Annotated in this window: 9 protein-coding genes; 6 read left to right on the top strand and 3 right to left on the bottom strand. The window is 34.1% G+C overall.

Going from position 1 to position 15,691, the window contains the following annotated elements:
• Positions 1-33: 33 nt before the first annotated feature.
• From B3C18_RS21380 to B3C18_RS21370, 3 genes are read right to left on the bottom strand one after another with little or no spacing between them, the layout of a single operon-like run.
• Positions 34-783, bottom strand: a complete 750-nt coding sequence (locus B3C18_RS21380; RefSeq protein WP_291151554.1) for a SusE domain-containing protein — start codon at positions 781-783, stop codon at positions 34-36.
• A gap of 24 nt (positions 784-807) precedes the next feature.
• On the bottom strand, positions 808-2,415 hold the full coding sequence (locus B3C18_RS21375; RefSeq protein ID WP_291151551.1) for a RagB/SusD family nutrient uptake outer membrane protein: 1,608 nt from the start codon (positions 2,413-2,415) through the stop codon (positions 808-810).
• A 36-nt stretch (positions 2,416-2,451) separates the two neighbouring features.
• Complete coding sequence (locus B3C18_RS21370) at positions 2,452-5,415, bottom strand: SusC/RagA family TonB-linked outer membrane protein (protein WP_291151548.1); 2,964 nt, start codon at positions 5,413-5,415, stop codon at positions 2,452-2,454.
• Between the two features lie 235 nt (positions 5,416-5,650).
• Between B3C18_RS21370 and B3C18_RS21365 the strand changes: the two genes are divergently transcribed.
• From B3C18_RS21365 to B3C18_RS21340, 6 genes are all read left to right on the top strand, one after another.
• Positions 5,651-6,682, top strand: coding sequence for a LacI family DNA-binding transcriptional regulator (locus B3C18_RS21365; RefSeq protein WP_053469995.1), 1,032 nt, complete (start codon positions 5,651-5,653; stop codon positions 6,680-6,682).
• A 177-nt stretch (positions 6,683-6,859) separates the two neighbouring features.
• Complete coding sequence (locus tag B3C18_RS21360; RefSeq protein ID WP_291151543.1) at positions 6,860-8,377, top strand: MFS transporter; 1,518 nt, start codon at positions 6,860-6,862, stop codon at positions 8,375-8,377.
• The gene (gene pgmB / locus B3C18_RS21355) at positions 8,370-9,029 is read left to right on the top strand and encodes a beta-phosphoglucomutase (RefSeq protein WP_291151540.1); all 660 of its coding nucleotides are present in this window, start codon (positions 8,370-8,372) and stop codon (positions 9,027-9,029) included. The genes B3C18_RS21360 and pgmB overlap by 8 nt, the downstream gene beginning before the upstream one ends.
• 45 nt (positions 9,030-9,074) lie before the next feature.
• Positions 9,075-11,378 carry a glycoside hydrolase family 65 protein gene (locus tag B3C18_RS21350; protein WP_291151537.1) on the top strand — a complete coding sequence of 768 codons (2,304 nt, stop codon included), beginning with the start codon at positions 9,075-9,077 and terminating at the stop codon, positions 11,376-11,378.
• Positions 11,379-11,406: 28 nt separating this feature from the next.
• On the top strand, positions 11,407-13,521 hold the full coding sequence (locus B3C18_RS21345; protein WP_291151534.1) for a glycoside hydrolase family 97 protein: 2,115 nt from the start codon (positions 11,407-11,409) through the stop codon (positions 13,519-13,521).
• A gap of 174 nt (positions 13,522-13,695) precedes the next feature.
• Positions 13,696-15,561: a glycoside hydrolase family 13 protein gene (locus B3C18_RS21340; protein WP_291151531.1), complete on the top strand. Its 1,866-nt coding sequence runs from the start codon at positions 13,696-13,698 to the stop codon at positions 15,559-15,561.
• The last annotated feature ends 130 nt before the right edge of the window (positions 15,562-15,691 follow it).

Below are 15,691 nucleotides of genomic sequence, written 5' to 3'. Positions count from 1 at the left end.
TATCTGGAGATAGCCCTTTTGTTTATCGAAATACTAATTTTTTGTGATAGTATACGTTTTAGCTGTAAAATCGATAACGATAGTGTAATTTCCTGCTACTGGAATAGGAATGTTAGCTCCTCCAGCATCTAAAGTTAAATCATTACCATCATCTCCATAATTAGTTGTCCATGCGTCATCTAATCTAAATTTAATTTCACCTACTACTAATGGTCCAACATAAGAATATTTTTTAGTAGATAAATCATAATCTAAATTAGTATCAGCATCCCAACCTCCTGGAGTTGCAGAACCAATAATACCCCAATTTGGCCAAGCTGGATAAGGTGTTACTGTGATTGTATAAAAATTAGAAACTTGGCTTAAAGAAGTACCAGATCCTACAGATGATTTAATACGAACATCTATTTGTGAAGCTACAAAAGGAGCAAACCCAGCATTCAAACAAGCTGAATTTAAATCTGCAACTGTAAAACTTTTAAATTTATCAGTTGTTGTTGCTACTACCACAGGACTTGCAAAACTAGTTCCTGCTTTTGCCATTTCTAAGCTATAAGTCACAATCGTCTGAGTTCCCTCATATTTTGCATCATCCCAAACAAAAGTTGTCGCTTCATTTGTAGCATTTGCATTTTGAAGAACAATACTAAAATCTGATTTTGGAGTTAATAATACTGGAGCAGTTGCTGCCTCGATTACTGGTCTGTCTTCTACATCGTCAGCATTACATGATACCGCTAGCACACCAACGAATGCGATTAAAATTTTATATATATTTTTCATTTTTATTATTTTTTATAAGGTTAGTTAGTATCCTGGATTTTGTTTTAAAGTTGGGTTTGCCTGAATTGTTTTTGTTGGAATAGGCATCAAATCTCTAAATGAATCTGTAGCTGATCCTCCTTGAGTTCCACCTTTCCATTGCCAGATTTTAGATCCTCCTGTAAATTTTCCAAAACGAATCAAATCGGTTCTTCTGTGACATTCCCAAAATAACTCTCTTGCTCTTTCATTTAAGATAAAATCAAGTGTCAAATCTGAAGCTGCAATTGTTCCTGCACCCGCTCTAGTTCTAATTTGATTAATATATCCTACTGACGTTGCAATGTTTCCTGCTGCTGCACCTCTAACTGTAGCTTCAGCATACATTAAATACACATCAGATAATCTATACATAGGAAAATCAGTATCAGGAATATCATTTCTTTGTGCTGCAGTCCCATCAGAGTTTACGTTAGTGTATTTAGTAGATGCATAACCATCTGTAAAAATATCAACTCTCGCAATGTCTAAATTTTGACCATTCGTATAAAAAGTACCTCTTTTATCTCCTGTTGCAGTAGCATCTGGAAAAAGAGAAACAAACTCTTTACGCACTCTAATTCCTGCCCAACCACCATTCATTCCTTGAGCAGCTGCATCCATACTTCCACCGATAGAAGCATGAAGAATGAAACTCATTCCACCACCTGTAGCTCTAATAGCATTTCCATCACTTACAACTGGAAAAATAAATTCACTTTGAGCACCATTTCTATTATTATCTGCAGAAAATAAATTTTTGTATGGGATATTAGCAAAAGAATATCCTGAGTTATCAATAATATCTTTACATACAGTAGCTGCTTCATTATTTCTATCAGTTCCCGTATATACTTTTGAATTTAAATAAATTTGCGCCAATAAAAATTTAGCTGCTGTTTTATCTACTCTTCCATATTCATTTGATTTAGAAGCAACTAAGCTATTATCTAAATCTTTTAATTCTGATTCTATAAATGCAAAAACTTCAGCTCTTGATCTTTGTTCTGGATAGAAAAATCCAACTGGATCATTTTCAGTAGTAATTGGCACATTTCCGAACAAATCCATTAAATTATAATATGAAAAAGCTCTCAAGAAACGAGCCTCAGCTCTGAATTTAGCAACTTCAGCTTTTAGATTACCATCAACACCTCTTGCACTTAACTTCTCATCTGTAGTTTGTCTCAAAAATTCATTTGCAACACTAATTTCATAAAATGCTCTTGAGAATGTCCCGTACAAAAATTCATTATTCGGTGACCATCCTTGTGTATTTAAAGAAGGTAAATTACCATCAGCCCATGCAATAATTGCTTCATCAGTAGGGAACTCTTGCGTTACAAAAAGCAAACGTAAGTAACTGCTAAAATCTCCTCCAATACCTGAAATATCTGGTGAACCATCTCCGTCATTTCCTCCTACATACAATCCCGCATATAATTTTGCTAATACCTGTTTGTATGAAGCTGGGTCTTTGTAAAAAGTCTCAGAAAGAAATTCATCATCATCTTTTGGCGTCACGTTTAAATCGTCAGTACACGAAATAAGCGTCATATTTAATCCTAAAATAAATAGGAAGAAATAAGATATATATTTAAATGATATTTTCATTTTGTTTATTTTTTAAATTTTATTTATCAGTTACTTTTAGAAATTAGCATTTACGCCAAATATAAAAGTTCGAGCTCTTGGATAAACATTGTTATCGATTCCATTAAATTTCTCTGGATCTAAACCATCGTATTTTGTAAGTACAAAAACATTCTGAACTCCAGCAGTAAATCTTAAAGAAGCAGCTTTTAATAAAGTTTTATCAAAAGTATATCCAAGAGTAACATTATCTAATTTTATAAAAGAAGCATCTTTTACAAAATAGTTTGATAAGTAATTGTTGTTAGTTACAAATCCTGTATTGTTATAATCAGAACTAATGTTTCCTAAGTCTGTTTGTCTTCTCAATCCAGCTAATAAATATCCTTTATCTGAACTTACGTTATCATAGATATAGTTTCCTAAACTTGCTCTCCAGTTCATTGCAAAATCAAACTTTTTGTAATTTAAAGTAGAGAACAATCCAAAAGTATAATCTGGTGCTGGCTTATGATATTTATAACGATCTCCATCATCAATTTTTCCATCCCCATTTCTATCAGCATAAGCTCCTTCAATAGGTTTTTTGTTAGCATCGTATAATTGTTCGTAAACAAAAAATGAATTTGGAGCATACCCAACTGAGTTTATCAAAATTTTATTACCAGAACCTCCAGCAATATTATCTCCAATAATATATCCTGTAAATCCAGGTACTGTAGTTCCTAAATCTGATATTTCCTGGTGAATGTAAGTTGTATTAAAAGCAACATTCCAAGTCAGGTTATCATTTTTAACGATATCAGAAGCAATACTAAATTCAACACCTTTCGTTTCAAGACTACCAATATTACTAAATCCTTGGTTTCTTAAATTTGCCCCATCAGGAACTAAAACATCTGCTAATAAATCACTTGATTTCTTATCAAAGTAGTTTACTGTACCTGTAATTCTATCATTAAAAAATCCAAAATCGATACCTACGTTTGTTTCCGCTAACTCTTCCCATTTGATATTTTTATTATATCCTTCTGGTCTTGCTGTCGCATAAACTGTGTTTCCGAAAATATATTGAGAATTGATAGTTCCTAAAGTTACTCTTGGTAAAAAGTCATATGCAGATGAAATGTCTTGTTGTCCAGTAGTACCATATCCTACTCTTAATTTTAAACTAGAAAGAGTTGAATTATCTTTTAAGAATGCTTCTTCAGCAACATTCCATGCAAAAGCTGCTCCTCCAAAGTTACCCCATCTGTTATCTTCAGAAAAACGAGAGGTTCCGTCTCTTCTGTAGTTTAATGTCAATAAATAACGACTGTCATAATTCAAAGTCAAACGTCCGAAATACGATTGTAAGTTAACATCTGCATCTGTGGTAACATCTTCTTTTGGAGTTGGTTGTCTAACTTCTCCAGACTCATATTTTTCTTTTTGAAATAACTGATAGTTATATCCAGCAGTAGCATCAATTTTAAATTTTCCTAAATCCTTAGTATAATTAAAGTAAGTATTTAAGTTTTTATTTTGAAGGTCATCTGTATATGAATTGTAGTTTCCTAAATTCACCCAGTTTCCATTACTGAAAGCATTTGGCTGGTATCCTAAAATACTTTGTGTACTTTGCTCATTATATCCATTACTATTAAACTTATCAATACCTGCTTCAGCAATGATTCTTAAATCTTCGAAGAAATGGAATTTATAGTCTAACCTAATATTTCCCCATTTTCTTGTTGAAGTAGCTCTTTTATCTTCTTGATTTAATCTTGCTACAGGATTTCTGGCTGGCAATAAAGGCACATTCCCATTTGCTTCCAACCATTCAAAATATCCTCCATAACGAGAACCAGCCTGATAAACAGATTGTGTAGGATCAAAAGCAAGAGCACTTCCAATAACACCACCTTCGTCTTGAAATTGATTTTTAGCGAATGCTAGATTTCCACTAATATCAATTTTTAAGTGATTATCAAACAAAACAGGATTTAACGATATCGATGTCGTAGTCCTTTCAAAAGAAGTGTTTCTTAGGATTCCAGGATTATCAACATTTCCAACAGATAAACGAACTGGTAATTTATCAAATAAAGCACCACTTACAGAGATATTATTGTTTGTTGTAAGTGCTGTATTAAAGATTTCATCTTGCCAATCTGTATTTGCTGTTCCTAATATTGCTTTTTGTTGTGGTGTCCCATTTGCATTAACAACAGCACGAAATTGATCTGCACTTAAAACATCTACTTTATTTGCAACAGTATTAACACCTACTTGTGAACTAAAATTAACTTTTACTCCACCTTTTGTTCCTTTTTTAGTAGTAATTACAATTACACCATTTGCAGCACGAGATCCGTAGATCGCAGCAGCAGAAGCATCTTTTAATACTGTAAAAGATTCAATATCATTAGGATCAATAGTTGATAAAATACTTGTAGCTCCACTTGGCACTGCATTACTTAAAGGCAAACCATCTAAAATAATCAATGGGTCATTTGAAGCACTTAAAGAAGATCCTCCACGAATTCTGATATCTGCTTTTGCTCCCGGAGCTCCACTTCCAGTTACATTAACACCCGAAATACGGCCGCTAATTAAACTTTCTGGAGTTACGTTAATACCTTTATTAAATTCTTTAGCAGAAATTTGAGATACAGAACCTGTTGCGTCTTTTTTCTTAACAGTACCGTAACCTACTTGTACTACAACTTCTTTAAGTTGGTTCGTATCTTCTTCTAAAGAAACATTTAGAGTTTTTTGTCCGGCGTAATCAATCGTTTGCGTTCTGTAGCCGATAAAAGAAACTACAATTTTGCTTCCATTTTTTACATTCGACAGCTGGTAATTACCATCAAATCCGGTTGATGCACCGCTTGGAGCACCTTGTACATTGACATTTACTCCTGGTATTGGCTGACCTGTTGCTTTATCAACAACAGTTCCATTTAGAGTGTTTTGAGCTAACACTGTAAACGGCAACAATAGGAATAAAAATAACAACTTTTTGTAAATTGTTTTCATACTTTTTGTTTAAATTAGTTTGAGTTTGTGATTGTTAGTTAAGTTTTTAATTTTACTTCGAATTTCAAAATTAGGAATTTATTAACACGGTCGACGAGAGGCATTTTTAATTGGTTTACGAAAACGTGGTAGTGTTGAAAACTTTCTATTTTTTGTAATCTTTTAAGTCAAAAATTGTCAATTATAAAAATTTCAGATACCTTTATTATTAATTAGATTTTTTTCAATTCACGCCATGAAACGCAAAATAACCTTAAAACAGATTGCAAAGGAACTTGATGTCTCTATTTCAACTGTCTCAAAATCACTCAGAAACAGCCTTGAAATTGGAGAAGAAACGCGCTTAAAAGTGCAGGCTTTTGCAAAGTTTTACAACTACAAGCCCAACAATATTGCCCTTAGTTTAAAAAACCGAAAAACCAAAAGTATTGGTATTATCATTCCGGAAATTGTACATTATTTTTTCTCTACCGTAATCAACGGAATTGAGCAGGTTGCGAACGAAAATGGATACAGCGTTGTGATTTGTTTATCTGATGATTCTTTTGATAAAGAAGTCCTGAATATGGAAATGTTGGCCAACGGAAGTATCGATGGTTTTATCATGTCTCTTTCTAAAGAAACCCAATTTAAAGGTGATTTTCACCACATTACCGAAGTTATCAATCAGGGAATGCCGGTTGTAATGTTCGACCGCGTGACCAACGATATTTTATGTGATAAAGTGATTATTGACGACAAAGCAGCCGCTTATGAAGCCGTTCAGAGTTTAATTGATAACGGCAGAAAAAAGATCGCTTTAGTAACAACTGTTGATTATGTAAGTGTTGGAAAACTAAGAACAGACGGTTACGAAAAAGCACTTTTAGACAACGGAATTCCTTTCAACGAAGATTTAATCATAAAAATTGAAGATGTAGATACATGCGAAATCACGATCAGTCAGCTTTTGCATGATCGAGCTTTCGATGCTGTTTTTGCTGTAAATGAGCTTTTTGCAGTGACAATTATCAAAACGGCATCTAAAATGGGACTTAAAGTTCCAGAAGATTTGGCTGTAATTGCTTTTACTGACGGAATTATCTCAAAATACTCCACTCCAAGTATCACAACCGTAAGTCAAAGTGGAGAAAAAATGGGAAATAAAGCAGCTAAAATGCTTATTGAAAGACTCGAAGCTGAACATGATGATGACGAAGAAGAAAACGAAAATTACACAACAGAAGTCATTGAGACACATTTAATAAAAAGAGAATCTACTGACTAAAATTCTTAAAATCAACACATTCTAAAGTCATAAAAAATATTTATGGCTTTTTTGTTAGCATATATCTAAAAATAATTTATACTTTTACGGCCGTCAAAGCTTTTACTTTTACTTCGAAAAAACAGTAAGTTTTGATAAGCAAAGCGCTTATCGTATAATTTTTCACAAATTACGATAATGGAAAAGCGTAAATTAAGTTTCTGGGAAATTTGGAACATGAGTTTCGGTTTCTTAGGAATACAGTTTGGTTTTGCACTGCAAAACGCAAATACTTCAAGAATTTTTGAAACCCTTGGTGCTAAAATAGATGATATTCCAATTTTGTGGATTGCTGCGCCTGTTTCAGGCTTGATAATTCAACCCGTTATTGGTTATTTCAGTGATAGAACCTGGACTCGTTTAGGCAGACGTCGCCCCTATTTTTTAATTGGAGCTATTTTGTCTTCGATCGCATTATTCGTTATGCCAAACTCTCCTACTTTGTGGATTGCGGCAGGAACTTTATGGATAATGGATGCTTCGATAAATGTTTCAATGGAACCTTTTCGTGCTTTTGTTGGCGATAATTTACCGGACGAGCAACGAGCTTTGGGTTTTGTTATGCAGAGTTTCTTTATTGGCACCGGAGCTGTTGTAGGTTCTATTTTACCTTATCTTTTCGCAAATTTATCTGATTTAAACAATGTTGCTCCTAAAGGAATTATTCCGGACACAGTAAAATGGTCGTTCTATATTGGTGGAATTATTTTTCTTCTTTCTGTTTTATGGACTGTTTTTAAAACAACCGAATATACTCCTGAAGAACTTTTAGCATTTGAAGCTAACAGCAAAAAAAACACAGAAGATATATCTAATTCTGAAATTGAATCAGGTGTTACGATTAAAAAACAATTGTTTTTAGGATTAATATTTGCTGCTATCGGAGGATTAATTTCATTTTTAATTTTCGAAAACAGCCTTGCAAAAGAGTTATATATTTTATTTATCGGATTGATTTTCATGGGTATTTTATTTGTAATTGCATCTCAATTACGAACTAAAAAAGTTCAGAATGGTTTTACTATAATCATGACCGATTTATTGAATATGCCGAAAACAATGCAAAAATTAGCATGGGTTCAGTTTTTCTCTTGGTTTGCGCTTTTCTCCATGTGGATTTATACAACTCAAGCTGTTACAACACATCTTTTTCATACAACCGATACAACTTCAAAAGTATACAATGATGCTGCCGACTGGGTTTCTGTTTTATTTACAGTTTATAACGGAGTAGCTGCAGCCGTAGCTTTCTTATTACCAGTTATTGCAAAAAAAGTAGGCATTAGAGCAACACATTTATTAGCCTTATGTGCTGGAGGTATTGGTTTAATTTCGATTTATTTTATTGGTGATAAACAAATGCTGATCCTGCCAATGTTAGGAGTTGGTATTGCATGGGCGAGTATTTTATCAATGCCTTATGCAATGCTTTCCGGAGCTTTACCTGCTGCAAAAATGGGTTATTACATGGGAGTTTTTAACTTTTTTGTCGTAATACCACAAATTGTAGCCGCTACAATCTTAGGATTTGTAATTAAACAATTCTTTCATAATGAACCTATTTACGCCTTAATAATTGGAGGTGTATCAATGATATTTGCCGGATTACTTACACTTAGAGTAAATAGCAGAACTAAAATTGAAATTCATGAATAATAAAAAAGCATTCATATTCGATCTTGATGGAGTGATCGTTGATACCGCTAAATACCACTTTTTAGCCTGGCAAAAAATTGCGCAATCTCTAAACATAAATTTTACGCATGAAGACAACGAACTTTTAAAAGGCGTGAGCCGGGTTCGTTCGTTGGATATTATACTTGGATTAGGAAATGTTGAAGCTTCTCAGGGAGACAAAGACAAATGGTTAATTCAAAAAAACGAAGATTACTTATCTTATTTAGTTGACATGGACGAAAACGAGATTCTTCCTGGAGTTTTTAAAATTCTAAAACTATTAAAAGATAAAAACCAAGGAATTGCATTAGGCTCTGCCAGTAAAAATGCAAGACCAATTTTAGAAAAAACAGGGATCATCTCTTACTTCGATGTTATTGTGGACGGAAATGACGTTACCAATGCAAAACCAGATCCTGAAGTTTTCTTAAAAGCGGCTCAATTATTAAACATTGATCCAAAAAATTCAATTGTATTTGAAGATTCTGTTGCCGGAATTCAGGCAGCAAATATTGCAGAAATGGTAAGTGTGGGAATTGGTGAGGAAACAATTTTGCATGAGGCTGATTTCATTTTTAAAGATTTCACTGTAATGGATGAAAACTTTATCGAATCATTAATCACAAAGTAAAATCAATCATAAATCAATCAATCACGAAAAACACTTTAAAAACAAATGAACCAAGATTATATAAAACCAGACAATTGGTCAATTATAGAAGAAGGATTTGATGCCGAGAGAGTAAAATCGTCTGAAAGTCTTTTTAGTATCGGGAACGGTGCTATGGGACAACGCGCCAATTTTGAAGAAACATATTCAGCAGAAACTTTTCAGGGAAGTTATATCGCTGGAATTTATTATCCGGACAAAACAAAAGTGGGATGGTGGAAAAACGGTTATCCAAAATATTTTGCCAAAGTACTTAACGCTCCAAACTGGATAGGAATTGACATTGAAATCAACGAAGAAAATCTTGATTTAAACACTTGTACCGAAGTTAGAAACTTTCGCAGAGAATTGAATATGAAAGAAGGATGGTACAATCGTTCTTTTGAAGCAATTCTAAAAAACGGAACTGAAATCGCTGTAAATGTTCGTCGTTTTCTTTCTTTAGATTTAGACGAAGCGGGAATCATTAAATACGATATTACACCTTTAAATAAAGATGCAAAAATCGTTTACAAACCTTATGTTGACGCAGGTGTAACCAATGAAGATGCCAACTGGGAAGAAAAATTCTGGGAACCGCTTGAAGTAAAAAAAGGAACAAACGAAGCTTTTGTAACCGCTCAAACGTTTAAAACGCATTTTAAAGTTACGACTTTTATGCACAATACGATTTTGGCAAACGGTGAAGATATTCATGTTTCACCATCAACAATCGATTCAACAACAGATAAAGTTCAGTACACTTACGGAACTATTATTGCAAAAGGACAAACCTCATCCATTCAAAAAATTGGTGGATATACTGTTTCTTTAAATCACGAAAACACTTTGGCTGCAGCCGAAAAAGTAATAAAATCGGCAGTAAATTCAGGATACGATGCTTTACTTCAAAATCAAGTTGAAGCTTGGGAAAAAATCTGGGAAATGTCAGATATTACAATTGAAGGCGATGTAAAAGCACAGCAAGGAATTCGTTTCAACATCTTCCAATTAAATCAAACGTATTCAGGAAAAGACAGCCGATTAAACATTGGTCCAAAAGGTTTTACCGGAGAAAAATACGGCGGATCAACTTATTGGGATACTGAGGCTTATTGTATTCCGTTTTACATGGCAACAAAAGATCAGCAGGTTGCAAGAAATTTATTGACTTACCGTTTCAATCAATTGGATAAAGCGATTGAAAATGCCAAAGATAATTTAGGTTTCAAAAACGGCGCTGCATTATATCCAATGGTTACTATGAACGGTGAAGAATGCCACAACGAATGGGAAATCACGCACGAAGAAATCCACAGAAATGGTGCGATTGCTTTTGCGATTTACAACTATTACCGTTACACCGGCGATTACTCTTATATTCCAGAAAAAGGTTTAGAAGTTTTAATTGGTATTGCACGTTTCTGGCACCAAAGAGCTTCTTTTTCAAAAGAGAAAAACCAATATGTAATTCTTGGAGTTACAGGGCCAAACGAATACGAAAACAACATCAACAATAATTTCTACACCAATTATATTGCAAAATGGTGTATTGATTTTGCGGCAGATCAAATCAATAAAGTTGCGTTAGAATATCCTGCAGATCACAAACGTGTTTTAGAAAAAGTAAATCTTTCTTCAAATGAAATTCACGAATGGAAAAAAGTGGCCAATGATATGTATTTCCCAACTTCGCAAGAGTTAGGAATATATTTGCAACAAGACGGTTTCTTAGATAAAGATTTAGTTCCCGTAAAAGATTTAGATCGTTCGCAGCGTCCAATAAACCAAAAATGGTCTTGGGATCGTGTTTTACGTTCTCCTTATATTAAGCAAGCCGACGTTTTACAATGTTTCTATTTCTTCGAAGATCATTTTTCAAGAGAAGAATTACAGCGTAATTTCGAATTTTATGAATCATTTACTGTTCATGAAAGTTCGCTTTCGCCTTGCGTACACTCTATCCAGGCTGCTGTTTTAGACAAAATGGATATGGCTTATACTTTCTATTTAAGAACTTCTCGTCTGGATTTGGACGATTATAATAAAGAAGTTGAAGAAGGCTGTCACATCACGTCAATGGCTGGAACCTGGATGAGTATTGTAGAGGGTTTTGGTGGAATGCGAGTAAAAAATAATCAATTGCATTTCTCTCCAAAAATTCCAAAAGAATGGAAAGGTTATTCTTTTAAAATTAATTTCAGAAACCAAATTTTAAAAGTAGCTGTAAATCATAACGAAACAACATTTACTGTAGACGGCGATCAAGATTTAACAATTGTGGTTAACGGAAATCCTGTAATTGCAAGTAAATTTGTACAAATAAATTAAATTACAATACACTTAAAAACTAAAAAACATGAAAAACTTATTTTTCGCAAGTTTAATTTTGTTTGCGTTTAGCACCGTTGCAAAAGCGCAGCAATTAAAATCACCCGAAGGCAAGTTCGTAATGGAATTTTCTCTTCAAAACGACGGAACTCCAACTTACAATTTAAAATACAAAAACAAAGAAGTTGTAAAAACCAGTAAATTAGGTCTTGAACTTAAAGATGACAAAAAATCTTTACTGAATGACTTTACGGTTGTTGACAGTAAAACTTCAACTTTTGATGAGACCTGGAAACCAGTTTGGGGAGAAGTAGACAACATTAGAAATCATTATAATGAATTGGCTGTAACTTTAAATCAAAAAGGAACAGACAGACAAATCGTAATTCGTTTCCGTTTATTTGATGACGGTTTAGGATTTAGATATGAATTCCCGGCACAAAAGAATCTTACTTATTTTGTAATTAAAGAAGAAAGATCTCAATTTGCTATGACTGGAGACCACACTGCTTTCTGGATTCCGGGAGATTATGATACACAGGAATACGATTATACAAAATCGAAATTATCTGAAATTAGAGGTTTATCACAAAAAGCATATACAGCAAACGTTTCTCAAAAATCTTTTTCACCAACAGGAGTTCAAACTTCTTTGATGTTAAAAACGAATGACGGAATCTACATCAACTTACACGAAGCGGCTTTGATCAACTATTCTTGTATGCACTTGAATTTAGATGATAAAAACATGATTTTCGAATCTTGGTTAACGCCAGATGCAAAAGGAGATAAAGGTTATATGCAGGCACCAAGTCATTCTCCTTGGAGAACAATTATGGTAAGCGATAATGCGACAGAAATCTTGTCTTCAAAAATGACTTTAAACTTAAACGATCCATCAAAAATTGATGATACTTCTTGGATTAAACCAGTAAAATACGTTGGTGTTTGGTGGGAAATGATTACAGGAAAAAGCTCTTGGTCATACACAAACGATTTCCCAACAGTACAATTGGGAGTTTCTGATTTCTCAAAAGCAAAACCAAGCGGAACGCACGGTGCAAACAATGCTAACGTAAAAAAATACATTGATTTTGCTGCTGCAAATGGTTTCGACGCTGTTTTAGTTGAAGGATGGAACGAAGGTTGGGAAGACTGGTTTGGACATTCAAAAGATTATGTTTTTGATTTCGTAACACCTTATCCTGATTTTGATGTAAAAGGTTTGCACGAATACGCAAAATCAAAAGGAATCAAAATTATCATGCACCATGAAACGTCAGGTTCAGTTCGTAACTACGAGCGTCACATGGACAAAGCATACCAATTCATGAAAGACAACGGATACGATGCTGTAAAAAGCGGTTACGTTGGAGATATTTTACCTCGCGGTGAAAATCATTACGATCAATGGATTGTAAACCATTATCAATACGCAATTGAAAAAGCGGCAGATTATAAAATTATGGTGAACGCTCACGAAGCAGTTCGTCCAACAGGAATCTGTAGAACATATCCTAACTTAATTGGAAACGAAGCAGCAAGAGGAACAGAATATCAAGCTTTTGGTGGTTCTAAACCAAATCACGTTACGGTTTTACCATTTACACGTTTAATTGGTGGACCAATGGATTACACTCCGGGAATCTTCGAAATGGATATCAGCAAAATGAATCCTGATAACAAATCGCATGTAAATAGCACATTGGCAAATCAATTGGCTTTATACGTTACCATGTACAGCCCATTACAGATGGCGGCTGATACTCCGGATAACTACAACCGTTTTCCAGATGCATTCCAATTTATTAAAGATGTGGCTGTAGATTGGTCTGAAAGCAAATATATTGAGGCTGAGCCGGGAGATTTCATTACAGTTGCCCGTAAAGCAAAAGGAACAAACAACTGGTTCATTGGAAACGTAAACGGAGAAACTCCGCGTACATCAAACATCGATTTCAGTTTCCTTGAAAAAGGAAAAAAATACACAGCAACAATTTATGCTGATGCAAAAGATGCGCATTACAAAACTAATCCGCAGGCTTACACAATTAAGAAAATTGCTGTAACAAGCAAATCAAAATTATCGCAGTTATCTGCTCCAGGCGGAGGATATGCAATAAGCGTTATTGAAACCAAATAACACCCTAAAAAGACAGGTAATTCTCCCCAAAATTGCTTGTCTTTTTTTTAATCTCTTATAGTTGTCCTGCAAGGTTTTGAAAACCTTGTAGGTCTTCTAAAAACTTTACTTTACTCCATTCATACCTACAAGGTTTTCAAAACGTTGCAGGAAATCGAACTAAAAAGAAAAACTATGAATAACCTAAAAAACAACCATTCGATTTATAAAATAATTCTGTTTGTTCTACTATTTTCCGCTTCCGCGAAAGCGCAAATCCAAAAAGTAGAACCGCCATTTTGGTACGCAGGAATGAAAAATCCGGAACTCCAGATTATGTTCTACGGAAAAAACATTGCACAATATGAAGCTTCTGTTTCAAACAATGTGGTGATTAAAAATGTAGAAAAAACAGAAAACCCAAACTACCTTTTCGTTACCATTGATACGCAGAACCTAAAAGCTTCAGAATTAGTTTTTTCTTTCAAAACCAAAAATAAAGTTGCTTTTACGCAGAAATATTCTCTTAAAGAAAGAAGAGCCAATTCTGCCGACAGAAAAAGTTACGATGCATCGGATTTGATTTATTTAATCATGCCAGATCGTTTTGCAAATGGAAATCCGAAAAACGATAGTAATGCTTCTTTAACTGAAAAAGGAAATCGTCAAGATCCAAGCGGACGTCACGGCGGCGATATCGAAGGAATCATCAAAAACTTAGATTATATTTCGTCTCTTGGTGCAACGACAATCTGGAGTACGCCTTTATGCGAAGACAACGACAAACAGCATTCGTATCATACTTACGGACAATCTGATGTTTATAAAATTGATCCACGTTACGGAACAAATGATGATTATGCTCGTTTATCGGCAGAAATGCACAAAAAGAACCTAAAACTGGTTATGGATTATGTTACGAATCACTGGGGAATTACGCACTGGATGATGAAAGATATTCCAACCAAAACTTGGTTCAATCAATTTGAAACTTTCACACAAACACACCACCGTCGTGAAGTAATTACAGATATTCACGCTTCAAAAATAGATCAGGAAGTTTGTGTTGACGGTTGGTTTGTACCTTCAATGCCGGACTTAAATCTAAGAAATCCTCTAGTAGCAAAATACTTAACTCAAAATGCCATTTGGTGGATTGAATTTGCTAATCTTGACGGATTTAGAGTTGATACTTATAATTATTCTGACCAAACTGCAATGGCAAATTGGGCAAAATCAATTACAAATGAATATCCTAATTTTAATATTGTGGGTGAAATCTGGATGCACAATCAGGCGAATTTAGCTTATTGGCAAAAAGACAGTAAAATTGGTGCGATTGAAAATTACAATTCAAACCTTCCAAGTGTAATGGATTTTACGCTTCAAAGTCAGATTACTTCTGCTTTTGGTGAAGATACACCAAACTGGGACAGCGGATTGATTAAATTCTACAACAATTTTGCAATGGATTTTTTATATCCAAACATCAATAACATTTTAGTTTTTGCTGAAAATCATGACACCGATCGTATAAACGATAAATTCAAATATGATTTACCAAAATACAAACTGGCAATGATTTTATTGGCTACAGTTCGTGGAATCCCACAAGTGTATTACGGTTCAGAAATTGGAATGGGCGGTGATAAAGGAAAAGGCGGAGATGCCGATATTCGTCAGGATTTCCCAGGCGGATGGGCTGACGACAAAAACAATGCTTTTACAAAAGAAGGAAGAACGGCAGAACAAGCGGCTTACTTTGATTTTACTTCAAAATTATTCACTTGGAGAAAAACAAACGAAGCGGTTCATTTCGGAAAAATGACGCACTATATTCCTGAAAACAATACTTATGTATATTTCAGATATACTGACAACAAAACGGTAATGGTAGTTTTCAATAACAATGCAAAAGAGCAAGTTGTAAAAACAAATCGTTTTAAAGAGAGCATCAAAAACTTTAAATCAGGAAAAGATGTTATCACAGGAAAAACATTCGATTTAACCTCTGAAATTACTTTAGAACCAAAATCAGCATTGGTTTTAGAATTGGAATAATTTTAAACACACAGCATATAACGTAGAGACGCACAGCAGTGCGTCTACGCAAAGTTTTTCCGCCACGAATTTCACAAATTTCCACGAATTAATAATCAGATTTAGATTTGTGAAAATTTGTGAAATTCGT

Origin of the sequence: Flavobacterium sp. UBA7680 (assembly GCF_002482975.1) — a bacterium.
Classification (GTDB): domain Bacteria; phylum Bacteroidota; class Bacteroidia; order Flavobacteriales; family Flavobacteriaceae; genus Flavobacterium.
The sequence above is the reverse complement of the archived record's forward strand: the minus strand, read 5'-3'. Positions and strand labels throughout refer to the sequence as shown.

Excerpts from the sequence above, each read along its gene's own strand:
- B3C18_RS21380 (WP_291151554.1), bottom strand. The coding sequence starts at position 783 with ATGAAAAATATATATAAAATTTTAATCGCATTCGTTGGTGTGCTAGCG.
- B3C18_RS21375 (WP_291151551.1), bottom strand. The coding sequence starts at position 2,415 with ATGAAAATATCATTTAAATATATATCTTATTTCTTCCTATTTATTTTA.
- B3C18_RS21370 (WP_291151548.1), bottom strand. The coding sequence starts at position 5,415 with ATGAAAACAATTTACAAAAAGTTGTTATTTTTATTCCTATTGTTGCCG.
- B3C18_RS21365 (WP_053469995.1), top strand. The coding sequence starts at position 5,651 with ATGAAACGCAAAATAACCTTAAAACAGATTGCAAAGGAACTTGATGTC.
- B3C18_RS21360 (WP_291151543.1), top strand. The coding sequence starts at position 6,860 with ATGGAAAAGCGTAAATTAAGTTTCTGGGAAATTTGGAACATGAGTTTC.
- pgmB (WP_291151540.1), top strand. The coding sequence starts at position 8,370 with ATGAATAATAAAAAAGCATTCATATTCGATCTTGATGGAGTGATCGTT.
- B3C18_RS21350 (WP_291151537.1), top strand. The coding sequence starts at position 9,075 with ATGAACCAAGATTATATAAAACCAGACAATTGGTCAATTATAGAAGAA.
- B3C18_RS21345 (WP_291151534.1), top strand. The coding sequence starts at position 11,407 with ATGAAAAACTTATTTTTCGCAAGTTTAATTTTGTTTGCGTTTAGCACC.
- B3C18_RS21340 (WP_291151531.1), top strand. The coding sequence starts at position 13,696 with ATGAATAACCTAAAAAACAACCATTCGATTTATAAAATAATTCTGTTT.